26 protein-coding genes are annotated in these 24,426 nt (G+C 66.8%); 16 read left to right on the plus strand and 10 right to left on the minus strand.

What is annotated here, in order from left to right:
* The first annotated feature begins 11 nt into the window (after window positions 1-11).
* The 4 genes from BLS74_RS08870 to BLS74_RS08885 all read left to right on the plus strand — a co-directional run bounded on the left by BLS74_RS08870 (window position 12) and on the right by BLS74_RS08885 (window position 2,120).
* Window positions 12-569: a class IV adenylate cyclase gene (locus tag BLS74_RS08870; RefSeq protein WP_093104559.1), complete on the plus strand. Its 558-nt coding sequence runs from the start codon at window positions 12-14 to the stop codon at window positions 567-569.
* The gene (locus BLS74_RS08875) at window positions 566-988 is read left to right on the plus strand and encodes a hypothetical protein (RefSeq protein ID WP_139191658.1); all 423 of its coding nucleotides are present in this window, start codon (window positions 566-568) and stop codon (window positions 986-988) included. Before BLS74_RS08870 ends, BLS74_RS08875 begins: the two co-directional genes overlap by 4 nt.
* A gap of 57 nt (window positions 989-1,045) precedes the next feature.
* The gene (locus tag BLS74_RS08880) at window positions 1,046-1,378 is read left to right on the plus strand and encodes a 1-deoxy-D-xylulose-5-phosphate synthase (protein WP_093104561.1); all 333 of its coding nucleotides are present in this window, start codon (window positions 1,046-1,048) and stop codon (window positions 1,376-1,378) included.
* A gap of 91 nt (window positions 1,379-1,469) precedes the next feature.
* Entirely contained in the window at window positions 1,470-2,120 is a 651-nt protein-coding gene (locus BLS74_RS08885) for an FMN-binding negative transcriptional regulator (protein WP_093104562.1), read from the plus strand.
* A 288-nt stretch (window positions 2,121-2,408) separates the two neighbouring features.
* Here BLS74_RS08885 and BLS74_RS08890 read toward each other — a convergent pair whose 3' ends face one another.
* Window positions 2,409-2,981, minus strand: coding sequence for a hypothetical protein (locus BLS74_RS08890; RefSeq protein ID WP_093104564.1), 573 nt, complete (start codon window positions 2,979-2,981; stop codon window positions 2,409-2,411).
* A gap of 214 nt (window positions 2,982-3,195) precedes the next feature.
* On the opposite strand from BLS74_RS08890, the gene BLS74_RS08895 reads away from it, so the two are divergent.
* Window positions 3,196-3,735: a cysteine hydrolase family protein gene (locus BLS74_RS08895; RefSeq protein WP_093104566.1), complete on the plus strand. Its 540-nt coding sequence runs from the start codon at window positions 3,196-3,198 to the stop codon at window positions 3,733-3,735.
* A gap of 22 nt (window positions 3,736-3,757) precedes the next feature.
* Here BLS74_RS08895 and BLS74_RS08900 read toward each other — a convergent pair whose 3' ends face one another.
* The 4 genes from BLS74_RS08900 to BLS74_RS08915 all read right to left on the minus strand — a co-directional run bounded on the left by BLS74_RS08900 (window position 3,758) and on the right by BLS74_RS08915 (window position 7,351).
* Window positions 3,758-4,216: an ASCH domain-containing protein gene (locus tag BLS74_RS08900; protein ID WP_093104567.1), complete on the minus strand. Its 459-nt coding sequence runs from the start codon at window positions 4,214-4,216 to the stop codon at window positions 3,758-3,760.
* A 275-nt stretch (window positions 4,217-4,491) separates the two neighbouring features.
* On the minus strand, window positions 4,492-5,724 hold the full coding sequence (locus BLS74_RS08905) for a DUF4382 domain-containing protein (protein WP_093104569.1): 1,233 nt from the start codon (window positions 5,722-5,724) through the stop codon (window positions 4,492-4,494).
* Between the two features lie 181 nt (window positions 5,725-5,905).
* Window positions 5,906-6,706: an alpha/beta fold hydrolase gene (locus BLS74_RS08910; RefSeq protein WP_093104570.1), complete on the minus strand. Its 801-nt coding sequence runs from the start codon at window positions 6,704-6,706 to the stop codon at window positions 5,906-5,908.
* Window positions 6,707-6,790: 84 nt separating this feature from the next.
* A complete protein-coding gene (locus tag BLS74_RS08915; protein ID WP_093104576.1) occupies window positions 6,791-7,351 on the minus strand; it encodes a GAF domain-containing protein in 561 nt (186 codons plus the stop codon).
* Between the two features lie 185 nt (window positions 7,352-7,536).
* Here BLS74_RS08915 and BLS74_RS08920 point away from each other — a divergent pair, with 185 nt between their 5' ends.
* Genes BLS74_RS08920 through BLS74_RS08930 form a run of 3 tightly spaced genes read left to right on the plus strand, consistent with a single transcriptional unit; the run spans window position 7,537 to window position 9,831 of the window.
* The gene (locus BLS74_RS08920; RefSeq protein WP_093104578.1) at window positions 7,537-8,139 is read left to right on the plus strand and encodes a DUF1326 domain-containing protein; all 603 of its coding nucleotides are present in this window, start codon (window positions 7,537-7,539) and stop codon (window positions 8,137-8,139) included.
* On the plus strand, window positions 8,136-8,966 hold the full coding sequence (locus tag BLS74_RS08925; protein WP_093104579.1) for a DUF2182 domain-containing protein: 831 nt from the start codon (window positions 8,136-8,138) through the stop codon (window positions 8,964-8,966). Before BLS74_RS08920 ends, BLS74_RS08925 begins: the two co-directional genes overlap by 4 nt.
* On the plus strand, window positions 8,959-9,831 hold the full coding sequence (locus tag BLS74_RS08930) for a DMT family transporter (RefSeq protein ID WP_093104580.1): 873 nt from the start codon (window positions 8,959-8,961) through the stop codon (window positions 9,829-9,831). The genes BLS74_RS08925 and BLS74_RS08930 overlap by 8 nt, the downstream gene beginning before the upstream one ends.
* Here the strand turns inward: BLS74_RS08930 and BLS74_RS08935 are convergent.
* From BLS74_RS08935 to BLS74_RS08955, 5 genes are all read right to left on the minus strand, one after another.
* Complete coding sequence (locus tag BLS74_RS08935; RefSeq protein WP_093104582.1) at window positions 9,815-10,252, minus strand: MaoC family dehydratase; 438 nt, start codon at window positions 10,250-10,252, stop codon at window positions 9,815-9,817. The two genes, BLS74_RS08930 and BLS74_RS08935, sit on opposite strands and share 17 nt — an antisense overlap.
* Before the next feature lie 9 nt (window positions 10,253-10,261).
* Window positions 10,262-11,542, minus strand: coding sequence for a benzoyl-CoA 2,3-epoxidase subunit BoxA (gene boxA, locus BLS74_RS08940; protein WP_093104583.1), 1,281 nt, complete (start codon window positions 11,540-11,542; stop codon window positions 10,262-10,264).
* Window positions 11,543-11,664: 122 nt separating this feature from the next.
* Window positions 11,665-13,092 (minus strand): benzoyl-CoA 2,3-epoxidase subunit BoxB, encoded by a 1,428-nt coding sequence (gene boxB, locus BLS74_RS08945; RefSeq protein ID WP_093104585.1) that lies wholly within the window; start codon window positions 13,090-13,092, stop codon window positions 11,665-11,667.
* 103 nt (window positions 13,093-13,195) lie between these two features.
* Window positions 13,196-14,866, minus strand: a complete 1,671-nt coding sequence (gene boxC, locus BLS74_RS08950; protein WP_093104587.1) for a 2,3-epoxybenzoyl-CoA dihydrolase — start codon at window positions 14,864-14,866, stop codon at window positions 13,196-13,198.
* A gap of 136 nt (window positions 14,867-15,002) precedes the next feature.
* Window positions 15,003-15,932, minus strand: a complete 930-nt coding sequence (locus tag BLS74_RS08955) for a helix-turn-helix transcriptional regulator (protein WP_093104591.1) — start codon at window positions 15,930-15,932, stop codon at window positions 15,003-15,005.
* 159 nt (window positions 15,933-16,091) lie between these two features.
* Here BLS74_RS08955 and BLS74_RS08960 point away from each other — a divergent pair, with 159 nt between their 5' ends.
* The 8 genes from BLS74_RS08960 to BLS74_RS08995 all read left to right on the plus strand — a co-directional run bounded on the left by BLS74_RS08960 (window position 16,092) and on the right by BLS74_RS08995 (window position 24,425).
* Complete coding sequence (locus BLS74_RS08960) at window positions 16,092-16,559, plus strand: 4-hydroxylaminobenzoate lyase (RefSeq protein ID WP_093104736.1); 468 nt, start codon at window positions 16,092-16,094, stop codon at window positions 16,557-16,559.
* Between the two features lie 8 nt (window positions 16,560-16,567).
* Complete coding sequence (locus BLS74_RS08965) at window positions 16,568-18,127, plus strand: 3,4-dehydroadipyl-CoA semialdehyde dehydrogenase (RefSeq protein WP_093104592.1); 1,560 nt, start codon at window positions 16,568-16,570, stop codon at window positions 18,125-18,127.
* A gap of 39 nt (window positions 18,128-18,166) precedes the next feature.
* Window positions 18,167-19,717, plus strand: coding sequence for a benzoate-CoA ligase family protein (locus BLS74_RS08970; protein ID WP_093104594.1), 1,551 nt, complete (start codon window positions 18,167-18,169; stop codon window positions 19,715-19,717).
* Between the two features lie 44 nt (window positions 19,718-19,761).
* The gene (locus BLS74_RS08975) at window positions 19,762-20,532 is read left to right on the plus strand and encodes an alpha/beta fold hydrolase (RefSeq protein ID WP_244503808.1); all 771 of its coding nucleotides are present in this window, start codon (window positions 19,762-19,764) and stop codon (window positions 20,530-20,532) included.
* Between the two features lie 135 nt (window positions 20,533-20,667).
* A complete protein-coding gene (locus BLS74_RS08980) occupies window positions 20,668-21,834 on the plus strand; it encodes an ABC transporter substrate-binding protein (protein WP_093104598.1) in 1,167 nt (388 codons plus the stop codon).
* Between the two features lie 20 nt (window positions 21,835-21,854).
* Window positions 21,855-22,727, plus strand: a complete 873-nt coding sequence (locus BLS74_RS08985) for a branched-chain amino acid ABC transporter permease (RefSeq protein ID WP_093104600.1) — start codon at window positions 21,855-21,857, stop codon at window positions 22,725-22,727.
* Window position 22,728: 1 nt separating this feature from the next.
* A complete protein-coding gene (locus BLS74_RS08990; RefSeq protein ID WP_093104601.1) occupies window positions 22,729-23,682 on the plus strand; it encodes a branched-chain amino acid ABC transporter permease in 954 nt (317 codons plus the stop codon).
* A complete protein-coding gene (locus BLS74_RS08995; protein WP_093104603.1) occupies window positions 23,679-24,425 on the plus strand; it encodes an ABC transporter ATP-binding protein in 747 nt (248 codons plus the stop codon). The genes BLS74_RS08990 and BLS74_RS08995 overlap by 4 nt, the downstream gene beginning before the upstream one ends.
* The last annotated feature ends 1 nt before the right edge of the window (window position 24,426 follow it).

Here is a 24,426-nt window from a genome sequence, read left to right on the forward strand (position 1 = left end):
CAGATGTGAACATGGCTCGAAACGTAGAAATCAAAGCACGCGTGCAGGACCTTGCACGGCTAGCTGCCGTGACGGCCAGTTTTGCCGACACGGGGCCAGTCGACATCTTCCAGGATGACACCTTCTTTGCATGCCCAAGCGGTCGGCTGAAGCTGCGGGCATTCAGCGATGGGACTGGAGAGTTGATTTTCTACCGGCGCCCCGACCAGGCCGGGCCGAAAGAGTCTTTCTATGTTCGCACGCCGACCTCTGAACCGGACGGGCTCCGCGAAGCGCTGAACCTTGCCTATGGCACGGTCGGGCGAGTTGTGAAGCATCGGGTTCTGTATATCGCCGGTCGTACGCGCATCCATCTTGACGAGGTTCGTGGGCTGGGTGCCTTCCTCGAACTTGAAGTGGTACTGCGGGACGACGAGGGACGCGACGACGGAACCCGCGAAGCGGCACAACTCATGGAGCGTCTCGCGATTGATGCTGCCCAGTTGGTGGAGGTCGCGTACGTAGACCTCCTCAAGCAGCGTTCCGAGTTGCGGTCCGCCGAGCAGTGCAGCCTTTCCCGTCAAATATGAAACCACCCGCAATCATCAACGAACGGTTTGCTGAAAAGGTGGAGCTACGCCCTTGGGCAAGCGTGCACGAAGGGCGCATCGTTTCTCAAGAGTGGCGTCGGCAGCTTGGTGGAAGGAACATGAGCGCGGCTCTGACCGCCGCCATCAAACCTGCCGCAACTTTTTCCTTTTCGGTCAGCGCGGACGGCATCGATGACGAGTACGTCGCAGCGGCGAAGAACGGAGTCCTCACGACGCTGCTCGCGCAGAGCTACGTTTCAGTCTTGGCGTGCAACGTCGAGCTCTCGGGCTTTCGCGATGGCGGCCAGGACGCTTCGTACGCTGCGTTCTTCATGGTCGCCAAGGAGGCCACTGAACGACTCCAGGGAGTTTTCCCAGGTTTCAAACACAACATCGACTGGGGCGGCGGGCAGCTGTAAACGGCTACGACCGGACACTCCCATCAGCCTCCTACTTCTCACAAGAGCACGAACCTGATGAAGAGCCGCATCATGTACATCGAAGCGAAGTCGGGCGGTCTGACAGGACCAGCTCGCATCGGCCGAGTCACCTGCTCCAAATCCGGGGCAACGCTGTACTACGGAGGCAAGGCTTTTCGTAGCCTTAAAGGGAGCGGATTCAAGTCGAACTACTTCGACGTTGAGACAGGCGAGCACTACTGGATTTCAGGACCCCGCCGGGACGGCAAGGACGCTCTGTACGCCACGCACGTCCGGCCCGTCATTGACGACGACGTTCAGGACGAATACTGGTCGAAGGTTCGCGGGGTTGCCTCCTCACCGCTCGAGGGCGAGAAACAGGTCGCTTGAAGATTGGCGCCCAGTGCAAAGGCAGAATGCGGCCCAGAAGCGGCCCCTTCGGCACAGGTGTGCATGGTTCAACTGAATCTTCGGAGTTTTCGTGTACGTATCAAAGCACCACGCACAGTCCGACTTTGTCGAAGCCCAGGCATTGATAGAGGCCTACCCGCTCGGCGCGTGGGTCGCGCCAAGCGGCGAAGGGCTGGTCGCAAACCATGTTCCCTTTCTGCTGGACAGGTCGCGCGGCAAGCTCGGAACACTTCTTGGCCACGTCTCGCGCGCCAATCCAGTGTGGACGCAGCTCCTCGCATCGAAGCATTCAGTGGTCATGTTCCAAGGCCCTCAGTCGTACATCACGCCTGGCTGGTACCCGAGTAAGCAAGAGCACGGGAAGGTCGTCCCAACCTGGAACTACGCGGTCGCACACGCACACGGCGTGGCCCGAGCCATCAACGACGAAGCCTGGCTGCGTGACATGCTGGTTCGCTTGACGGCTGTTCATGAGTCCTCACAACAACTGCCTTGGAAGGTGACGGACGCGCCAGCGGACTTCATCGACAAGCTCTTGCGTGCGGTGGTGGGCATAGAGATTCCAATCGAGCGCTTGGTCGGAAAGCTCAAGGCGAGTCAAGATGAAGCATTGCAAGACAGGCTAGGCACCGTCGCCGGGCTTGCCGCCGAAGGGACTGAGAACGCTGCGGCAATGGCTTCCGTTGTCGAGCGCGCTATGTCTGGGCGTGAAGACGTCTGACCCAGCGACGGGGACTCCAACTCAACGTCGGCTTCAGAGAAAATCGTAGGACCGCAGTGGGGCCCATTGCGGAAGTTCGAGAGACCAACTTCGACACCGCAAAGGACCGCTCAACGTTTGAGCTCAGCCGCGCGCGAAGGCCGCAGGCCCGCTGCGGCTGGAGCGATCAGTCAGCACTGCTCGCATTTCGCGCCGCCCCCGCCAGCCCGTTCGACGATGTCCCTGGCGGCCGCGTGAATCCGCCCGATCGTTTGAGCTGCCGGCCCCATAGTCCAGCGCCCAGCCACGTCAGAACTCCCCGAGCGTCGCACCGTTGGTCGGCTTCTGCAGCCAGTTCGCGATGTCGCCGCCCAACGCATAGGTCACCACGCCCACCATGCTGCAGGTGCTGCGCGGCACGCCGAAGTAAATGAACATCTGTCGCTGCGCCGTGAAGCCGGCGGGCGGCTCTCCGCTGCGTTCCAAGGTGCCGCGCAATTGCACGATCTTGGGTCCGCCATAGAGGCCGCCGGCGTTCGCAAGAATGTCGGTGATCTCGATCTTCAGCACAGGCGCCCCGTCGGTGCCAGGAGAGCGGGCCGGAAGCAGGTATTCGTAGGGCGCGATCAACTGGTCTTGCACGGCCTGCTGCAACGAGGCCGGCACATCGCACGGATCGTCTTTCTTCGATAGCTGAAGGCCCTTGGCGGTCGTGCCATATGCGATGGCAGGCATCACCACCGTATTGCGCGCGCTGGCGGCGGCCGGCTCTGCCTGCGGCGCTGCCGGCTGGCGCGAGCCGCAGGCAGTCAACAGCACGATGGTGTTCAGGACGACGAAAAGCCGTGTGACCGCGCGCCCCGCAAATGATGGTTGGGTCATGAAGGTCTCTTGAAGGAAGGGTGAGGTGCCTGACGGCAGGAGTGCACCTGCAGCCTCCCATGCATATCGGCAGAGCGCTGCAATTGTTTAGCCGGTCGACCGCGTGTTCATGGCCGCGCGCCGGTGCCTACAATCGCCGGCGTCGACCAAATGGCCGCAAGCCGTTGGCGATCAACTCGAATTGAGCCGGCTTCCGGCCTGACACCCTCCAAGCATGAATACCGCGCTCCTTGTTATCGATGTCCAGCAGGGCCTTTGCGAAGGTGAGCATGATGCCTTCGAGTCGCAGCAAGTCATCCGTCGAATCAATCAGGTGGCGGACAGGGCTCGCGCCGCTGGCGCGTTGGTGGTCTTCATCCAGCATGAATCGAATGCCGGCTACCTCGAGTTCGGAACGGATTCGTGGCAGCTGGCCCGTGGCCTCGAAGTGAAGGCGACGGACCTGCGCATCCGAAAGACTTCCCCGGACTCGTTCCATCGCACGGAGCTCGAGGAAGTGCTCAAGGACAATGGCGTCACGGACCTTGTCGTTTGCGGAATGCACACGGAGTTCTGCGTGGACACGACAACACGAAGGGCTCTGGCGCTGGGCTACCCGGTGGTCCTGGTCGAGGACGCGCACACGACGGAGGGGAATCAGTACCTGTCGGCGCCTCAGGTGGTCCAGCACCACAACACAACCCTCAGCAACATCAGCAGTTTTGGCCCTCGCGTTCGCCTGGTCTCGACTGCAGACTTTCGAATCGGCGCGTGAAGGTTGCGGTCTATCAAGACATTTAGATGACGCTGAAGCGCTCACAGACTACGGGCATGACTTGGCTTGGCGCTCGCCCGATGCGAGCGCACTCGCGGCCGAAGTAGGCCCAATGGACGTGGCGCCAGTACGCCAATGACCCGTCGCCTTCGCCCTCGCTGGCGGCGAACTCGGCTGTGACCTGCTCGAAGGGCACCACCTCGATCTCCAGAGTCTCGATGACGCACGCGGGCTTGCCGTCCCAGTAAGTGACGACGCTGAGGGCGCCTGGCTTGGGTGGCGAGACGCCTGCGCTCTCGTACGTCCAGACAAGACCGGCAGTGGCACGCTTGACGCCCGCGAGCACGAGCTGCGCCAGTTCGTTGGCGCCGGCTTCGTTGTCGTGGAAGTGGAAGGCCTCGAAGAACCGGGCGGAGCGATCTTCTCCCATCTCCGTGCAGAAGTCCTGCCAGAACGCGGCGATGCTTGGTGGGATGTTCATGCGTTTCCTGCGGGTTGACTTCGCTTCATGGCCAGCGCAATCAGTTTGCGCTGGGCGGTCCGCATCTTGATGCAAGATGCCCCGCTTGGAGCGCACTGGCGTACGAAGGGGCCGACATGGCGATCATCGGAAGCGGCAGCGCCCCATGGCGCTGCGCGGCCCGGACCCGGCCCATATCAAGGCCTTCCATCCCACGCTGGGAAGGTCACGCGGCGCTTCGAACGCCGCTGGTGGGGCTGAAGTTGCGGCTGCGCGTGCGAAGGTAGTCCGATCGATCAGAACTGGAAATTCTGATCGACAAGGTCGCTCGCAGTGATGTCGACCTGCCGCGTGCTGACAGCGCCCGCGTCACTGGTTGCCTGGATGCTGTATTTGCCCGCGGCGGCGGTGTCTGCCGTCAGCGGAATGGGAAGCGTCGTCTGATAGGTGCCCACCATGGGCGCGGCCGCCGGCAGCGCCGGCTGCGCATCGAAAAGGCCGTAGGCTCCCGTATCGAGGTTGCTCGCCGTGGCGGCGATCTCGAATGTGCGCGCGCCGCTCAGCTGCAGGGCCCGAATCGTTGCTTGCGCGCTGGCCGGGCTGACAGCCCCGGAAACCTTGCGAAATGCCGAGCTCGGCAGTGTGATGGGGGCGCCCGCGGTGGCAAGGGCCGTGCTGCCGCCGGCGGTGACCGGAACGTCCCGAATGATGCCGGTGCCGCGAGCGTTGGTCGAGGTGGGCACGATCACCACGTCCACGGTGCCCACGCTGCTGCTCTGCTCGATCGGCGACAACGTGAAGTTGCCGTTCGCGTCCGCCACCGAAGCCTTGACCACCGTACCGTTGCGTTCGGCATAGACCCTGGCACCCGGCGCACTGGCCAACACGCCGGTCACCGAGCCGCTGACCGCGCTCGGAAGCGCCGTCACTACCGGCTTGAGGCCGTAGGTGCCGTTGCCGCGCGTCACGATCGACTTGCAGGCATCGAAGTCCAGGATCAGGTCGGTCAGCGTGTCGGCCGCCACGGTGAAGGGACGGATGATCTTGATGCCGGACTGCACCGCGCTGGGGGTGTCGAGCGGCTGCTCGACACCGCCGGTAGGCACCACCGAGTTGGCGACCTTGCCGGCCCCGTTGGCCGCGAGCACCAGGCGAATCTGCTGGTACGTGCCGGCGGCGAGCGGCGTCTGGCCAAGCGTCGTGAGCACGCCGTTGGTCAACGACAAAAGATCGATGCGTCGTGCCGGATCGACCACGATGTCAACCCATCCGGATCCGCCTGCGTCGACGCCGGTATCGCCGTGGACCCGCACTTTCTCGACGGTGACGAAGACATTGTCGAAGCCGCAGGCGGGCGCATCTGTCATCGATACGCGCAGCGTGCCTGAAGAATTGGCAGCCGTCGTCCCGGTCCCGGCCGAGAACCCGCCGCCTCCGCCGCCCCCACCTCCGCAGGCCGAGAGCACGAGGGCACTGCTCAGGGTCAGCATGCGAAGTAAGTACGCCAAGGGGTTCTTGATTTTCAGCATGTCCGGCTCTGTTGCTTCGAGGTTCAGAAGCAAATGTGAAAAAGTCACATTCGACGCCTGAATCCTACAAGGCAGGGGTGCACGCTGCAAGACAACGATGGTGTTATCACCAGGCGATGTGGTCGTTGGTCAGGCTCCCGGCTCGTCCCGGCAAACGACAGGCTGGCCTTCGGCCGAATCCTCAATGGCATGCCAGAAAGCCCGCCACGACGTCGTTGACCAGCTCCGGATGCGTGACCGGCCCCATGTGCCCGAGCCCGGCGAACTCGATGACGGTGACCTTGGCCAGCGTGCCGGTCAAAAGCCTGGCCACCCCGCGTGACGAAGCGGGAGACTGCCCGCCCATCATGTACAGCACCGGGAGATCGAGCGCGCGAAAGGCCCGCAGGGGCGTGGGCTCGGAGAAGAGCGCCCGGGCCCAGCCCGCGACGTTGACCATGGATGCGGCGACGGGCGCCTGGCGCGCCTCGGGCATGCCGCTCCAGCTTCCCGGGCCCATCCAGTAGTCGATGAAGCGCTGGGCGGCGGCAGCCTGGTCGCCGGCATCGATGGCCGCGGCGGCATCGGCCACGGCAAAGCGGATGCCGTTCGCCGCCTCCTGGCCTGGCGCTTCTTCTTCGAGCAGCGCGAACAGAGTCGGCTCGTACAACGCGATGGCGCGAATCCGCTCGGGGCGCGCGAGCGCCGCCATCAGGGCCACCGCGGCGCCGTAGGAGTGCCCGACCAGGAAGAAAGGTTCGCCGGCCGCCGCGAACACAGGCTCCAGGAGCGCGACCTCGTCGCCCAGCGCGACGACACGGTCAGCCGGCCAGGCAGGACTCCTGCCGGCGCCGAAGGAGTCGGGAGCGAAGACGCGGTAGCTCGGTGACAGGCGCTCCATCAGCGCACGCCACTGCGCGGAAGCGCTCGCATTGGCGTGGATGCAGACGACGCCGGGCCCTGCGCCGGTTTCGCGGAAATAAGGCGATTGCTGTTGTGGCATGGGCACCGACTGTCGTGCCGATGCGCGGCGGCGTCCTGCCCGCGCGTCGGGCAGGCTTGCCCGATCGTCCGCATGTCGCTGCCGTCAACGCGTGTGGGACAGCCTCGCCTCGTGCCCTTCAGCCTGCGCCAGGAGCTGGGCAATCGCGTCGGCCGCCATTTCCAGGCGCTTCACGTCGCGCTCTTCGAGATCGGCGCCCGGCTCGAAGCTGAAACCGCACAGCACGCCGTAGAGGGTGCCGTCGGTGAACCGCACCGGCACGCCGATGTGGGCGCCCATGCCGTCGTAGTAGTCGGGCAAACCATTCGCGATCCGCACGCGCGTGATGTCGGGCACCAGGCAATCCATCCGGCCGTCGATGATCCGCTGGCAGATGGTTTCGTCCAGCGGGTGGAACTGCCCCGGCTGAACGATGGCCGGCGCGGTCTTCGAATCGATGTGGCGGAACACGCGATTGGCGTTCACGAACTCGCCGACGAACAGCACCTCGAGATTGAGCTGTTCGCGCACGACGCGCAGAAGACTGCCTATGCAACGCTCGATGAGGCCGGCGTCCGCATTCGCGACTGCGTCCGCTGTGATGGCGGCGATGCGCGTCTCCCAGCCCTCCGGGTTCTCCGATTCACCGTCGAAGATCGTTCTCATGTATATCCACTTTCATGAATCGATCCTAAGCGGACCCCGGCGATTTCGCGCGTGAAGAATAGCCTTGAAAGGCACAGAAACTCCGATATGGACTTGGCCCGGCACGCGGCGTAGCATCGATTCCCCCCTTGCCGCCAACGTCGCGGCGACAAGTCCATGTCCCAGTGGCTTCAATGGAGGTGCGTATGAGCTATCACCTGGAAGGTCGCCTGCTCGAGGTTTGCAACTGCAATGTGCTGTGCCCCTGCTGGATCGGCGAGGATCCTGACAACGGCACCTGCGACACCATCGTCGCGTGGCGCATCGACAAGGGAACGGTGGACGGCCTTGACGTGGGCGGCAACACCATCGCAGCCGTGGCCCATGTGCCCGGCAACATCCTGGAAGGCAACTGGACCGCCGCGATCTTCGTCGACGACAACGCCTCCAAGGCGCAAGAGGAAGCGCTGCTCAAGGTCTACACCGGCCAGGCCGGCGGGCCGATTGCCGACCTCGCCAAGCTGATCGGCACGGTGGTGTCGGTGGAGCGGGCGCCGATCCGCTTCACCGTGGACGAGGGCAAGGGCGAACTCGCGATCGGCAAGAACTACTACGCCGAACTCGAGCCCTATCGCGGCGCGATGGGCGGCCTGACCACCCTCTCCGACACCGTGTTCTCGACGGTACCGGGCGCGCCGGTGTTCGTCGGCAAGGCGCCGACTTATCGTTCCAAGAACCCGGCCCTCGGCATCGATCTCGACATCAAGAACCACAACGCCCTGCAAAGCACCTTCGTCTTCGACGCATGAGCGCCGCCGCAGGCGCCGGGCGAGCGGGTCGGCTGCCCGCCGGCGCCTCCCGTCACCGCCGCGTGTTCCTGCCGCTGCTGGCCGCGCTGATTGCGCTCGCGTGGCTGGCGCTGTGGGCCTGGGCGCGCAGCCCCTACGGACGCTATCTCGAGCACGGCGACTGGACGGCATCGGGACCGGCGGCGTTCCTGTGCCGCGTCGTTCCGGCGGGCGACGTGCTCGTGCCCGCGCTGCTCTACGGCCTCGCGTGGATCCTCATGACGGCGGCCATGATGCTGCCGACCACGCTGCCGCTCTTCAACGCCTTCGACCGATTGACGGCCGAGCGCCCGGACCATGGGCGCCTGCTGGCGCTGCTCGCCCTGGGCTACATGGCGGTGTGGGGCGCCTTCGGCCTGCTGGCGCATGCGCTGCACGGCACCCTGCTGGCGCTGCTTTCCAGCGCGCCCACGCTGGCCTGGCATGGCTGGCTGATCGGCGCCGCGACCATCGCACTGGCCGGGGCCTTCCAGTTCAGCAAGCTCAAGCACCGCTGCCTGGAGAAATGCCGCACACCCTTGAGCTTCGTCATCGAGCACTGGCGCGGGCAGGCGCAGGCGCGCCACGCCTTCGCGCTGGGCATGCACCACGGCCTGTTCTGCGTCGGTTGCTGCTGGGCGCTGATGCTGTTGATGTTCGCGCTCGGCACCGGCAGCCTGGGCTGGATGCTGTTGCTGGCCGCCGTGATGGCGATCGAAAAGAACTTTCGCTGGGGCCATCGCCTCAGCACGCCGCTCGGCGTCGCGCTGCTGGCATGGGCCATGGTCCTGGTGGCCGTTCATGCCTGAAGCGCGCGACGGCCCGCCCGGCCTGCAGACCCTCGCGCTCACCGTGGCCGCCATGCTGGCCTTCGCGGCCAACTCGCTGCTGTGCCGGCTGGCGCTGCAGCAAGAGGCCATCGACGCAGCCAGCTTCGGCAGCATCCGGCTGGTGTCGGGCGCGCTCGCGCTCACGCTCATCGTGCGGCTGCGCGCGAAGCCGCCGGCCGCGGGCCGCGCCGACTGGCTGGCTGCGGCCATGCTGTTCGCCTACGTCGCCTTCTTCTCCTTCGCCTACCTCAGCCTGTCGGCGGGCACGGGGGCGCTGATCCTGTTCGGCGCGGTGCAGCTGACGATGCTGGGCGTCGGGCTGCGTTCGGGCGAGATGTTCGGGCCGGTCGCCTGGTCCGGCTTCGTGCTGGCGGTCGCGGGCCTGGTCTACCTGGTCTCGCCGGGCGTGACGGCGCCGCCGCCGCTCGGGGCCGCACTGATGGCCATCGCGGGCATCGCATGGGGCGTGTACTCGCTGCGCGGCCGCGGCGTGGCCGACCCGCTGGCTGCCACCGCGCGCAACTTCTTGCGCGCGGCGCCGCTCGCGCTGCTGCTGAGCCTGGCGCTGGCGTCCCGAGCCCACGCGAACGCGGCCGGGATCGCGCTGGCCGTGGCCTCCGGCGCGGTCACCTCCGGCATCGGCTATGTCATCTGGTATGCGGCGCTGCCGGGGCTCTCGGCCATGCGCGCGGCGACGGTGCAGCTGTCGGTGCCGCTGATCGCCGCCTTCGGCGGCGTGTTGTTCCTGTCGGAAGCGATCACGCCGCGGCTGGCCTTCGCCTCGGTCGCGATCCTCGGAGGCATCGCGCTGGTGCTGATGGCCAAGACTAAGCGCCGAGCTTGAACAGACTGGTCGCCTCGAGGTCGAGCACGAGCAGCTCGCGCTGGTTGAACAGGCGCCAGCGCCAGCGCAGGATGCCCAGCGTGGGGCGCTTCTCCGAACGGCGCACTTCGATCACGTCGGCCACGAGCCGCAGCGAATCGCCGGGCCGCACGGGGTTCGGCCATTTCACGTGGCCGAGGCCCGGCGATGCGAAGGATTCGGAACCCGCGAGCGCTGCGTCGGTGACCAGCCGCATCGCGATCGCGCCGGTATGCCAGCCGCTCGCGATCAATCCGCCGAAGGGACCTTCGGCCGCCGCCTCCGGATCGGTGTGGAACCACTGCGGGTCGTAGGCCTTCGCGAACTGCAGCAGCTCCGCCTCGGTCACGAGATAGGGGCCGGCCTCGATGACCTGGGCGGCGTGGAACTCGGCGAACTTCATCGGCCGAGCTTAGTAGGTTTCGAGGTGCAGGCGGCCTTCGCGCTTCAGGCTGGCACCGACCGTGTCCCAGTCGAGTCCGGCTTCCACCGCTACGTCGCGCAGCGCGAGCACCACGCCCTCTTCCATGCTCTTCAGGCCGCACACGTAGAAGTGGCTCTGGCTGTCCTTGAGCAGCGCGGCCAGGTCGGCGGCGCGTTCGCGCATCGCGTCCTGCACATAGCGCTTGGGTTGGCCGGGCGTGCGCGAGAACGCGAAGTTGATGTCGATGAAGTCCTTGGGCAGGGTCTGCAGCGGTCCGAAGTACGGCAGCTCCTGCTGCGTGCGTGCGCCGAAGAAGAGCATCAGCTTGCCGCCTTCGAACTTGCCGCTCTTGCGCAGGCGCCGGCGCCATTCGGTCATCGCGCGCATCGGCGCGCTGCCGGTGCCGGTGCAGATCATCACGATGTGCGACTTCGGATGGTTCGGCATCAGGAAGGAGGCGCCGAAGGGGCCGACCACCTGCACCTTGTCGCCGACCTTGAGGTCGCACACGTAGTTGCTGGCGACGCCACGCACCGGCTTGCCCTGGTGGTCCTGCAGCACGCGCTTCACCGTCAGCGACACGTTGTTGTAGCCGGGCCGCTCGCCGTTGCGCGGACTGGCGACGGAGTACTGGCGCGCGAAGTGCGGCTTGCCGTTGGCATCGGTGCCCGGCGGGATGATGGCGATCGACTGGCCCTCCAGCACCGGGAAGGGCATGCTGCCGAAGTCCAGCACGATGTGGTGCGTCTGGTTCTCGTAGCCGGCCTCGGTGCAGTTGAAGTTGCCCACCACGGTGGCGGAGGTCGGGCTCTTCGGCGGGAACAGGTTGGTGTAGGCGTGCGCAGCCGACCAGGGCGGCGTGGTGGCGCCGTACTGTGCGGAGTTGAAGGGCACTTCGCCCGGCTCGGCCGGCGGCTGCGGCGGTGCGGCCGGCGCAGGCGCCAGCGTTTCGGCAGGCGATGCGACGCCTTCGGCTTCGAGCTGCTCGGGCGTGAGTTCGGCCGGCAGTTCGTCCCAGGTGAGCTGCTCCTCGATCGAATAGGCGCGCGCCACGGGCATGGTGCGCCAGTTGTCGATCGAACCGGTCGGGCACGGCGAGATGCAGGCCATGCAGCCGTTGCAGACATCGGCGCGCACCACGTAGTTGCGGTCGTCGTGCGTGATCGCGTTGACCGGGCAGGTGGCTTCGCAGGTGTTGCAGCGGATGCAGATTTCAGGGTCGATCAGGTGCTGCCTGATGACGCCGATGTCGATGGTGGCCGTTTCCATTAGTCTCTCCTAAAGCCCTCCCCCTCTGGGGGAGGGTTGGGTGGGGGCACGCGGCGCTTGTCGTGGGTACGCTGCTTGCCCCTATCCCTGCCTTCCCCCAGAGGGGGAAGGAGTCACGCCGATCAGCCGAATCTCACGTACTCGAAATCCACCGGCTGCCGGTTGATGCCCATCACCGGCGGCGCGATCCAGCCGGCGAACTTGCCCGGGTCGACCACGCGGCCCATCAACGATGCCACGAATGCGAAGTCCTCGCCCGTGGGCAACCACTCGTCCTTCTTGGCGGCCCATTCGGCCTCGTTCACCACGCGGCCTTCGGGCGACATCTTGATGCCGGCCAGGGCGCCGATCTGGCGGTTGAAGGCCTTGTGCGGCACCACCAGGCGGGTCGGGATGCCGGCCTTCTCCAGCACCTTGTTCCAGCGGCTCACGCCGGCCACCGAGTCCTTGATGAAGTCGTCGCGCAGCACTTCGTTGAGCGCATTCAGCATCGGCACGTCCTTCTCGACGAGCTGGCCGTTCTGCACCTCGAGCACCTTGTAGGTCTGGCCCTTGAGCACGTGGTCGTCGCCTCGCTTGCCTTCCTCGTAGCGGCCCTTCAGGCCCGAGCTGTAGAAGGTGGCGGCGTTGCTCGACTGGTCGGCGCCGAACAGGTCGATGGTCACGCTGTAGTGGAAGTTGAGGTAGCGCTGGATCGTGCCGAGGTCGATGGCGCCGGCCGCGCGCACCTTCTGCGGGTCGTCGGTCTTCAGCTCGTTCATCACCTGCGCGGTGCGCTGCAGCACGCGCGAGACGCCGCTCTCGCCCACGAACATGTGGTGCGCTTCCTCGGTCAGCATGAACTTGGTGGTGCGTGCCAGCGGATCGAAGGCGCTCTCGGCCAGGGCCGACAGCTGGAACTTGCCGTCGCGGTCGGTGAAGTAGGTGAACATGAAGAAGGCCAGCCAGTCGGGCGTCTTCTCGTTGAAGGCGCCGAGGATGCGCGGGTTGTTCTCGTCGCCCGAGGTGCGCTGCAGCAGCGCCTCGGCCTCTTCGCGGCCGTCGCGGCCGAAGTGCTTGTGCAGCAGGTAGACCATGGCCCACAGGTGGCGGCCCTCTTCCACGTTGATCTGGAACAGGTTGCGCAAGTCGTACATGCTCGGCGCGGTGAGGCCCAGGTGGCGCTGCTGCTCGACCGAGGCCGGCTCGGTGTCGCCCTGCGTGACGATGATGCGGCGCAGGTTGGCGCGGTGTTCGCCGGGCACGTCCTGCCAGGCCTTCTCGCCCTTGTGATCGCCGAAGTGGATCTCGCGGTTGGCATCGCCCGGGTTCAGGAAGATGCCCCAGCGGTAGTCGCGCATCTTCACGTGGCCGAACTGGGCCCAGCCCTGCGGGTCGACGCTGACGGCGGTGCGCAGGTAGACCTCGTAGTTGGTCGAGCCGTCGGGGCCGACGTCGTCCCACCAGTTGATGAAGTTCGGCTGCCAGCCTTCGAGCGCGCGCTGCAGCGTGCGGTCTTCGCCGAGGTTGACGTTGTTGGGGATCTTCTCGCTGTAGTTGATCGTGCTCATGGGGGCTCCTGCTTGGATGGAAATCCGAAAATCCGTTCGGCCTGAGCTTGTCGAAGGCTCGCGGGGGGCTTCGACAAGCTCAGCCCGAACGGTCGGGGTGGACTCAGACGCGGTTGAGATCGAAGCCGGCTTTTTCGCCGGTGCCGTAAACCTTGAGGGCACCCTTCTCGCCGACGGCGTTCGGGCGGTTGAAGATCCAGTTCTGCCAGGCGGTCAGCCGGCCGAAGATGCGCGTGGCCATGTTCTCCTGGCTGGCGAAGCGCAGGTTGGCTTCGAGGCCGGTGAGCGCGTCGGGCGACATGGCGGCGCGCTCCTCGATGGCGATGCGGATCTCGTCCTCCCAGTCGATGTCGTCGGGCGCGGCGGTGACCAGGCCGAGCTTGAGCGCCTCGTCGGCGTCCAGCGCGCGGCCGACCGCGCCGCGCGCGGCTTCCATCGGCGCGGCCTCTTCGTAGAAGCGGCGCTGCAGGCGGCTCTGGTCGTTGACCATCGGGAAGAAACCGAAGTTGAACTCGTCCAGCGTGATCTTCGGTGCGCGCTCGGCATCGTCGGGCAGCGCGAGCATGTAGGCGCGGTCGGCCGCGAAGGCGATCTCGGCCAGCGTGCCGGCGAAGCAGGAGCCGGATTCGACGAGCGCGAACAGGCTGCGCGAGGAGACGTCGAGCCGCGCCAGCGTGCGGCGCAGCGCGCCGATGGTTTCGCGCACCAGCCAGTGGTCCTTGTGGGCGAGCATGGTCTTGTCGCTCGCGAGCACGGCTTGCGCATCGCCCTCGGTCTTGAGCAGCCAGGTGCCGATGTCGAGTTCGTTGGTGCGCAGGTTGAGGATCGCGTCGTCGAGCTGGCGCGCCATCGCGAGCGGCCACCAGGCGGCGCCGGCGGCTTCGATCGCGGCGATGTCGGCCGGCTGCGCGCCCTTCGGCGCCTTGACGGTGAAGGTGGCGGTGCGGCGTGCGCGGTCGATCTCGACCGTGACGTGTTCGTAGCGCAGGCTGTCGGCACCGTCCTCGCGCTCGAGGCGCGTGAGGCTCACGCCCTTGCCATCGGCGGGGCGGTCGCTGCCCTCGCCCAGCTTGGCGGCGCGCTCCTGCACCGCGGCGCCGAACTGCGCCGGCTTGGCGATCGCATCGACCAGGCGCCACTCGACCGCGCGCTGGCCGCGCACGCCTTCGACGCTGGTGCAGAAGATGTCGGCCAGGTCATGGCGCACGTGGCGCTTGTCGGTGACGCGGGTCAGGCCGCCGGTGCCGGGCAGCACGCCGAGCAGCGGCACCTCCGGCAGCGAGACGGAGGAGGAGCGGTCGTCCACCAACAGGATCTCGTCGCAGGCCAGGGCCAGCTCGTAGCCGCCGCCGGCGCAGGCGCCGTTCACGGCCGCGATGAACTTGAGGCCCGAGTGCTTCGACGAATCCTCGATGCCGTTGCGCGTCTCGTTGGTGAACTTGCAGAAGTTCACCTTCCAGGCGTGGCTGGAGACGCCGAGCATGAAGATGTTGGCGCCCGAGCAGAAGATGCGGTCCTTGCCGCTGGTGACGATCACCGAGCGCACCTGCGGATGCTCGAAGCGCACGCGGTTCAGCGCGTCGTTGAGCTCGATGTCCACGCCCAGGTCGTAGCTGTTGAGCTTGAGCTTGTAGCCGGGACGGATGCCGCCGTCTTCGGCGATGTCCAGCGACAGGCGGGCCACCGGGCCCTCCACGCTGAGCTTCCAGTGGCGGTATTGCGTGGGGTCGGTGCGGTAGTCGACGCGGGCGGGATGGGCGGCGGTGTCGGTCATGTCGAGGTCTCCTGGGTGCCGTGGGGGTCTAGGAACAATAATGCATTTGTCTGGCGACAATGCATGCATCATGCTGCATGTTCCAGGGCGCGTCAACCCTGCGAGGGATTTTTTACGTTCTTCTTTTTGGCGCCCTTCAGGCGGCCCGGCTCATTGCCTCGCGCACCGTCGTCCTGAGCGCCCGGAAGCTCTGCGCCAGGCCCTGTCCGCTGGTGTCGACGCTGAGGTCGGCCTTGGAATAGAAGGCGGCGCGGCCGGCGAGGATGCGGCGCAGGTCGTCCATGGCTTCCTTGCTGGCGGCCATTGGGCGGGTGTCGCCCTGGGCGGCGACGCGGCCCATGTGCTCCTCGGGCGCGGCCTGCAGCCAGACGGTGGTGCAGTGGGCCAGCAGCTGGTTGAAGGTGGCGGGGTCGGACACGATGCCGCCCGGGGTGGCGATCACCACCTCGCTGTAGATCTGCACCGTCTCCTCGAGCGCGCGGCGCTCGTAGCGGCGGTAGGCGTTGGTGCCGTACAGGTCGTGGATCTCGCGCACGCTGCAGCCGGCCAGCTTTTCGATCTCGCGGCTCAGCTCGATGAAGGGCACCTCGAGATCGTCCGCCAGCATCTGGCCCAGCGTCGACTTGCCCGCGCCGCGCAGGCCCACCAGCGCGATGCGGCGGTTGCGCGCCGGGTCGCCGGCGGCGGTGCCGAGCAGCTCGCCGAGCGCGATGCGGGCGCGCCGCAGGTCGGCCTCGTCGCGGCGCTCCAGCAGCTCGCGGATCAGGAGCCATTCGGGCGAACTGGTCGTGACGTCGCCCACCAGCTCGGCCAGCGAGCATTGCAGCGCGGTCGCCACCTGCTGCAGGACCAGGATCGACGCATTGCCGATGCCGTATTCGAGATTGGCCAGGTGGCGCTCCGAGACCTCCGCCGCCTGCGCCACGGCCTTGCGCGTGAGCCCGCGGCGCGCGCGCAGGTTGCGCACGCGCTCGCCCAGCGCCACCAGCAGGGGGTTCTTCGCTTCTTCGGCCGGCAGGGCCGGGTCCGCGGGTGCGGTCAGCACCGCGTCGGCTCGTTCATTCATGTCGCTCCTTCGTCTCCCGTTCACCCCTATCCGGGTAAACACCATATATGCACTATATTGCTTGACACCATTTGTGTCGATGCTTATGGTTCGTGCACAGGCAAGATACTGCACGCGGCCAATTGCCGCAAGTTCCACCCACGCATGAGCACCACCACGATGTCCAAGGAAGCCTTCCACCAGATCGTTGCCGACGTGACAGCGCAGCTCGCCGGCAGAGCGCTCGATGACGAACTCGACCGCTGGCTCAACACCGTCCACGGCGCCGGCAGCCCCGCCTTCGAGCGCCTCAAGCAGGCCTGCATCGACGGCGTGGCGGAAGGCTGGCTGTGCGATCGCGAAGGCGGCGGCATCAAGTACGGCCGGGTCTTCAAGGCCGAGGACGCGCTGCACCGCTTCTCGGTCGACGTGGTCGACATGAAGGACATCGCCGGCCCGCACCACACGCATCCGTACGGCGAGATCGATTTGATCATGCCGCTGGAGGGCGATGCCACCTTCGACGGGCGGCCGGCGGGCTGGTGCGTCTATCCGCCGGGAACGGCTCATCACCCCACCGTCGCCCAAGGGCGAGCGCTGGTCCTCTACCTGCTGCCCGAAGGCCAGATCCAGTTCACCAAGACTTGAGACGCTCCATGACCGAACTTCTTTCCAACTACGTCGCCGGCCGCTGGCAGGCCGGCAGCGGCGCCGGCACGGCGCTTGTCGATCCGGTGCTCGGCACCGAGCTGGCCCGGGTCGATGCGACCGGGCTGGACCTGGCCGCGGCCTTCGGCTTCGCGCGCGAGACCGGCGGCGCTGCCCTGCGCGCCCTCACTTATAAGGAGCGCGCCGCGCTGCTGGGCGCGGTCGTGAAGGTGCTGCAGGCGAACCGCGACGCCTATTGCGAGATCGCCACCGCCAACTCGGGCACGGTGAAGAACGACTCGGCCGTCGACATCGACGGTGCGATCTTCACGCTCGGCCAGTACGCCAAGTGGGGCGATGCGCTGGGCGATGTGCGCGCGCTGCGCGACGGCGATGCGGCCAAGCTCGGCAAGGAGCCGGTATTCCAGTCGCTGCACCTGCAGGTGCCGACGCGCGGCGTGGCGCTCTTCATCAATGCCTTCAACTTCCCGTCCTGGGGCCTGTGGGAGAAGGCCGCGCCCGCCCTGCTCTCGGGCGTGCCGGTGATCGTGAAGCCCGCCACCTCCACCGCCTGGCTCACGCAGCGCATGGTGCGCGACGTGGTCGAGGCAGGCGTGCTGCCGGCCGGCGCGCTGTCGGTGATCTGCGGCAGCTCGAACGGTCTGATGGACCAGCTGCAGGGCTTCGACGTGGTGTCCTTCACCGGCTCGGCCGATACCGGCGCCGTGATCCGCTCGCACCCCGCGGTGGCCCAGCGCTCGGTGCGCGTCAACATCGAGGCCGACAGCCTGAATTCCGCCCTGCTCTTGCCCGATGCGGCGCCGGGCAGCGACGCCTTCAATTTGCTGGTGCGCGAGGTGGTGCGCGAGATGACGGTCAAGTCGGGCCAGAAGTGCACCGCGATCCGCCGCATCCTCGTGCCGGCTGCCGTCTACGACGCGGCGGCCGAAGCGATCGGCGCCAAGTTGGCCGCCATCACGGTTGGCAATCCGCGCAACGAGAGCGTGCGCATGGGCTCGCTGGTGAGCCGTGCGCAATTGAATGCGGTGCGCGAAGGGCTGGAAGAACTCAAGGCGCAGGCGAGCGTGCTGCATGACGGCAGCAAGGCCCCGCTGGTCGATGCCGACCCCGCCGTCGCCGCCTGCATCGGCCCGGTGTTGCTGGGCGCGCGCGATGCCGATGCTGCACAGCGCGTGCACGACGTCGAGGTGTTCGGACCGGTCGCCACCCTGCTGCCCTATCGCGACGTCGAGCATGCGATCGCGCTCGCACACCGCGGCCAGGGCTCGCTCGTGACTTCGCTCTACGGTGCCGACGAGGCGGCGCTCGGCCAAGCAGCGGTGCAGCTCGCCGCGAGCCACGGCCGCGTGCACGTGATCACGCCGGACGTGGCGCAGGCCCACACGGGCCATGGCAACGTGATGCCCCAGTCGCTGCATGGCGGCCCCGGCCGCGCGGGCGGCGGCGCCGAACTGGGCGGCCTGCGGGCACTGGACTTCTATCACCGCAAGAGCGCGGTGCAGGCCAGTCCGGCGGTGCTCGCGCAGCTCGGCCTCTCGGCCGGCTGAAGACCGTCCGAAGAGAAAAATGCGACCCGAGGAGACACGATGAGCCTGCCAGCATCCTTCAATTTCGCCGAACACCTGTTCGCCCTCAACCGCGGCCGCGCGCAGAAGATCGCCTATGTCGACGACCGCGGCACCCTCGCCTACGGCCAGCTCGAAGACCGCGCGCGGCGGCTCGCCGCGGCGCTGCGCGCATCAGGCGTGAAGCGCGAAGAGCGCGTGCTGCTGCTGATGCTCGACAGCAGCGACTGGCCGGTGAGCTTTCTCGGCTGCCTCTATGCCGGCATCGTGCCGGTGGCAGTCAACACGCTGCTGACGACCGACGACTACGCCTACATGCTCGAACACAGCGGCGCCAAGGCGGCGCTGGTGTCGGGCGCGCTGCTGCCGGTGCTGCAGGACGCGCGGGTCAAGGGGTCGAACGAGCTCAAGACCTTGATCGTCTCGCAACCCACCGGCGCCCTGCCCGACGGCGCGCAGGATTTCGAGGCGGTGATCGCCGCGCACCAGCCGCTGGCTGAACCCGCCGCCACCACGCCGCAGGATCACGCCTTCTGGCTCTACTCCTCCGGCTCCACCGGCAAGCCCAAGGGCACGGTGCACACGCACGGCAACCCGTGGTGGACGGCCGAGCTCTACGGCAAGCCGGTGCTGGGGCTGACCGAGAACGACGTCTGCTTCTCGGCCGCCAAGCTCTACTTCGCCTACGGCCTGGGCAATGCGCTGACCTTCCCGCTTTCGGTCGGCGCGACGGTGCTGCTGATGGCCGAGCGGCCGACGCCCGACGCGGTCTTCAAGCGCTGGACCGGCACGCACAAACCCACGGTGTTCTTCGGCGCCCCGACCGGCTTCGCCGGCATGCTCGCCTCGCCCGCGCTGCCACCGCGCGAGGCGGTGTCGCTGCGCATGTGCTCCTCGGCCGGCGAAGCCTTGCCGGGTGAACTCGCGCAGCGCTTCAAGCAGCACTTCGGCTGCGAGATCATCGACGGCATCGGTTCCACCGAGATGCTGCACATCTTCATCTCCAACCGGCCCGGCGACATCCGCTACGGCACCACCGGCCGGCCGGTCGAGGGCTATGCGATCGAGCTGCGCGGCGAGGACGGCAAGCCCGTGCCCGTGGGCGAAGTCGGCGACCTCTATATCAAGGGGCCGAGCACGGCGGTGATGTACTGGGGCAACCCCGAGAAGAGCGCCGACACCTTCCGCGAGGGCTGGACCAAGAGTGGCGACAAGTACTCGCGCGACGCCGACGGCTACTACACCTACGCCGGCCGCAGCGACGACATGCTCAAGGTGAGCGGCATCTACGTCTCGCCCTTCGAGGTCGAGGCCACGCTGATGCAGCACCCGGCGGTGCTCGAGGCCGCGGTGATCGGCAAGGAAGACGCCGACGGGCTGACCAAGACCAAGGCCTACGTCGTGCTCAAGTCCGGCCAGTCGGTGACGGACGAGGAACTCAAGGCCTTCGTCAAGGAGCGCCTCGCGCCCTACAAGTACCCGCGCTTCATCGAGTTCGTCGACGAGCTGCCGAAGACGGCCACAGGAAAAATCCAGCGCTTCCGTTTGCGCGAGCGGGAGCGCGAAGCGTGAGCACGGAATCCGAATTCACCGCCATCCACTGGCGGGGAAAAGACGTGCGCATCGAATATGTGCGCATCGCACCCGAACGGACGGATGCGCCGCTGGTTGTGTTCCTGCATGAAGGTCTTGGCTCGGTCGCGATGTGGAAGGACTTCCCCGAGAAGCTCTGCGAGCGCGGCGGCTTTCGCGGCCTGGTGTTCTCGCGCCCCGGCTACGGCCGCTCGACGCCGCGTGAGCCCGACGAGTTCTGGGACGTCGACTACATGCACCGCCAGGCGCACGAGGTGCTGCCGGCCTTCTTCGAGGCCATTGGCCTCAAGGAGAAGCCCTGGCTCTTCGGCCACAGCGACGGCGGCTCGATCTCGCTGCTCTACGCGTCGCGTTTTCCGGAGCGCGTGGCCGGGCTGGTGCTGCTCGCGCCGCACATCTTCGTGGAAGACCTGACGGTGGCGAGCATCGACCAGGCGCGCCAGGCCTGGCTCGCGACCGACCTTCCGAAGAAGCTGGCCCGCTACCACGATGACGCCGAAGCCACCTTCTGGGGCTGGAACCGCATCTGGCTGCACCCGCCCTTCAAGCAATGGAACATTGAGGCCGGGCTCGACGCCATCCGTTGCCCGGTTCTTGCTATCCAGGGGATCGACGACGAGTACGGCACACTCCGCCAGGTTCGCGGCATCGCCGAGCGGGTGCCCGGAACCCGGCTGCTCGAGCTGCGCGACTGCGGGCATTCCCCGCATCGGGACCAGCCGGAACAGGTCATAGTGGCGGCCGTTTCGTTTGTCGAAGCAGCGGATCGGCGGGCAGGGAAAACTCGTGTTTGAGAGATGAATGATTTACCCTTAAAGTATCTGCGTCCCACGGTTCACCATGGAGAAGCCCGTCCCGACCCGCCCCTGCCGATCTGTCGCCAGGCCGTTCCCGTCCTTTTCACTCATCATCAACGCCAGGAGATACCCATGACCACTCGCATCGCACGCACCACGCTAACCGCTCTTGCGCTGGCCTGCATCGCGACCGTCGGCCACGCCCAGCAGGGCAAGCTCAAGGTCGGCCTGATGCTGCCCTTCAGCGGCACCTATGCGGCGCTCGGCGTGGCCATCGAGAACGGCTTCAAGCTGCGCGTCGAGGAACAGGGCGGCAAGCTCGGCGGCCGCGAGATCGAATACATCAAGGTCGACGACGAATCGGACCCGGCCAAGGCCACCGACAACGTCAACAAGCTGATCAAGCGCGACAACGTCGACGTGATCGTCGGCACCGTGCACTCCGGCGTCGCGATGGCGATGGCCAAGGCCGCCAAGGAAAGCGGCACCGTGCTGATCGTGCCCAATGCCGGGGCCGACGCGGTGACCGGCCCGATGTGCGCGCAGAACATCTTCCGCAGCTCGTTCTCGAACTGGCAGCCGGCCTACGCGATGGGCGAGGTCGCAGCCAAGCAGGGCAAGAAGACCGCGATGACGCTCACCTGGAAGTACGCGGCCGGCGACGAGTCGGTCAACGGCTTCAAGGAAGGCTTCGAGAAGGGCGGCGGCAAGGTTGTGAAGCAGCTCACCGTGCCCTTCCCGAACGTGGAGTTCCAGGCGCTCCTGACCGAGATCGCGGCGGCCAAGCCCGATGCGGTGTATTCCTTCTTCGCGGGCGGCGGCGCGGTCAAGTTCGTTAAGGACTACGCGGCGGCCGGCCTCAACAAGAACATCCCACTCTACGGCCCCGGCTTCCTGACCGACGGCACGCTGGACGCGCAGGGCGAATCGGCCCAGGGCATGCTGACCACGCTGCACTACGCCGACGGCCTCAACACGCCGCGCGACATCAGCTTCCGCACCGCCTACGCCAAGATGTTCAAGCTGCAGCCCGACGTGTACGCGGTGCAGGGCTACGACGCGGCGCAGATGCTCGCGATCGGCCTGGCGGCGACCAAGGGCGACATCAGCAAGAAGGCCGAGTTCGCAGGCGCCATCGAGAAGGCCAAGATCGACAGCCCGCGCGGCGCTTTCACGATCGGCAAGTCGCACAACCCGGTGCAGGACATCTACCTGCGCAAGGTGGAGGGCAAGGAAAACAAGATGGTCAACGTGGCCATCAAGGGCCTCGCCGACCCGGCCCGCGGCTGCAAACTCTGAGCGGAAAGTGACGACCTGTCGTGGACCTCGGTACCTTTCTAGTCCAATGCCTGAATTCGGTGCAGTACGGGCTTCTGTTGTTTTTGGTGGCCTCCGGACTGACGCTGATCTTCGGCATCATGGGCGTGATCAACCTGGCCCACGGCAGCTTCTACATGATCGGCGCCTACATGGCGTTCGCGCTCTCGCCGCTCTTCGGTGACCAGTTCATCGTGATGCTGCTGGCGGGCGTGGTGCTCAGCGCGCTCTTCGGCTATGCGCTGGAGTGGGCCTTCTTCAGCTACCTCTACCAGCGCGACCATCTGCAGCAGGTGCTGATGACTTACGGCCTGATCCTCGTGTTCGAGGAGCTGCGTTCACTGCTCGTCGGCAACGACGTGCACGGCGTCAGGGTGCCGCCCTGGCTGGACGGCAGCTTCGCGCTCGGCGATCTCATGAGCTACCCGTGGTACCGGCTCTTCGCTTCGGCGGCCTGCGTGGTGCTCGCAGTCGGGCTCTACTACGTGGTCAACCGCACGCGCCTGGGCATGATGATCCGCGCCGGCGCCAGCAACCGCGACATGGTGCGCGGCCTGGGCATCGACATCCGCCGGCTCTACCGCATCGTGTTCGCGGCCGGCGTGGCGCTGGCCGCGCTGGCCGGCATGATCGCGGCGCCGATGTCCTCGGTCTATCCGAACATGGGCGCGAGCGTGCTGATCATCTGCTTCGTGGTGGTGGTGATCGGCGGCATCGGCTCGATCACGGGTGCGCTGATCGCTTCGCTCCTGGTCGGCTTCGTCGACACCTTCGGCAAGGTGTTCTTCGCCGAGCTGAGCGGCATGGGGGTGTATGTGCTGATGGCCATCGTGCTGATCTGGCGTCCTGAAGGCTTGATGGGGCGCAAGACCTGACATGAAGCGCTTTTCGTACTTTCTTCCGCTGCTGTGCGCCATCGCGCTCGCAGTCCTCGGCCCGATGCTGAGCCCCTATCTCAGCGACCTCGTGGTCAAGGTGATGATCCTCTCGATCTTCGCGTTGAGCCTCGAGCTGCTGGTCGGCATGACCGGCCTGGTGAGCCTCGGCCATGCGGCTTTCTACGGTATCGGCGCCTATGCCACGGTGCTGGGCTCCGGCAAGGATGGTGGCTCCCTCGCCGTGCTGCTGCCGCTGGCCATGGGCTGCGCCGCCGGCTACGCGCTGGTGACGGGCGCGCTCAGCCTGCGCACGCGCGGCGTCTACTTCATCATGGTCACGCTGGCCTTCGCGCAGATGGCCTTCTTCGTGTTCCACGACACCGCGCTCGGCGGCGGCAGCGACGGCATCTACATGTACGTGCGGCCGGCCATTGGCGCGCTCGACATGGAGAACCGCAGCGTGCAGTTCTACTTCGTGCTCGCGGCACTGGTCTTCACCTACGGCTTCCTGGCGCTGATCCGCCGCTCGCGCTTCGGCGCGGCGCTGGCCGGCATCCGCGTCAACGAGCAGCGCATGCGTGCGGCCGGTTTTCCGGTCTACGGCTACAAGCTCGCGGCCTTCGTGATCGCGGGTGCGCTGGCCGGGCTGGCGGGCTTCCTCGTCGCCTCGCGCGACGGCGTGGTGAATCCCGAGCTCCTGGCCTGGCACAACTCAGGCGAGGTGCTGCTGATGATCATCCTCGGCGGCCTCGGCCATTTGCGCGGCGCGGTGATCGGCGCCGTGGCCTTCACGCTGCTGAAGGAACTGCTCTCCACCCATGCGCTGGTGGGGCCGCTCGCGGACCATTGGCAGCTCACGCTGGGTCTGGCCATCATCGCCTTCGTCGCACTGCTGCCCAAGGGCATCATCGGCATCGCATCGCGGCTCTCGCCGAAGGGGGCGGCCGCATGAGTACCCTGCTCTCGGTCGAAACGCTGACGCGCCGCTTCGGCGGCCTGGTCGCCGTCAATGCGGTGAGCCTGGACCTGCGGCGCGGCGAAGTCCATGCGGTGATCGGCACCAACGGCGCCGGCAAGTCCACCTTGATCAACATGCTCTCGGGCGAGATCGACGCCTCCGACGGCCGCATCACGCTCGACGGCACCGACGTCACCAAGCGCGCGCAGTTCCGCCGCGCACTCGCCGGCGTCGGCCGCAGCTACCAGCGCACCACGATCTTTCCGGAGTTCACGGTGCTCGAGAACTGCCGCCTCGCCGCGCAGGCCGCGACGCCGCGGCCGTGGGCGATCTGGCAGGCCTCGACGCAGTGCGCGACGAGCAATGCCGCGGCGCGCGAAGCGCTGGAGGCCGCGGGGCTCACTGCGGTGGCCGAGCGCGTCGCCGGCACGCTGAGCCATGGCGCCAAGCGCCAGCTCGAAGTCGCGATGTGCCTGGCCACCAACCCGCGCGTGCTGCTGCTCGACGAGCCGCTGGCCGGCATGGGCGCCGAGGAGACCGAGCGCATGCTGGGCCTGCTCGCCAGCCTCAAGGCCTCGCACGCGATCCTGCTGGTGGAGCACGACATGGACGCGGTGTTCCGCATCGCCGACCGCATCACGGTGATGGTCAACGGCACCGTCATCGCGACCGGCGACCCGGCTTCTATCCGTCAGAACCCCGAAGTGCGCACTGCTTACCTGGGCGAGGACCACTGAG

Source organism: Variovorax sp. CF079 (assembly GCF_900101545.1).
Classification (GTDB): domain Bacteria; phylum Pseudomonadota; class Gammaproteobacteria; order Burkholderiales; family Burkholderiaceae_C; genus Variovorax.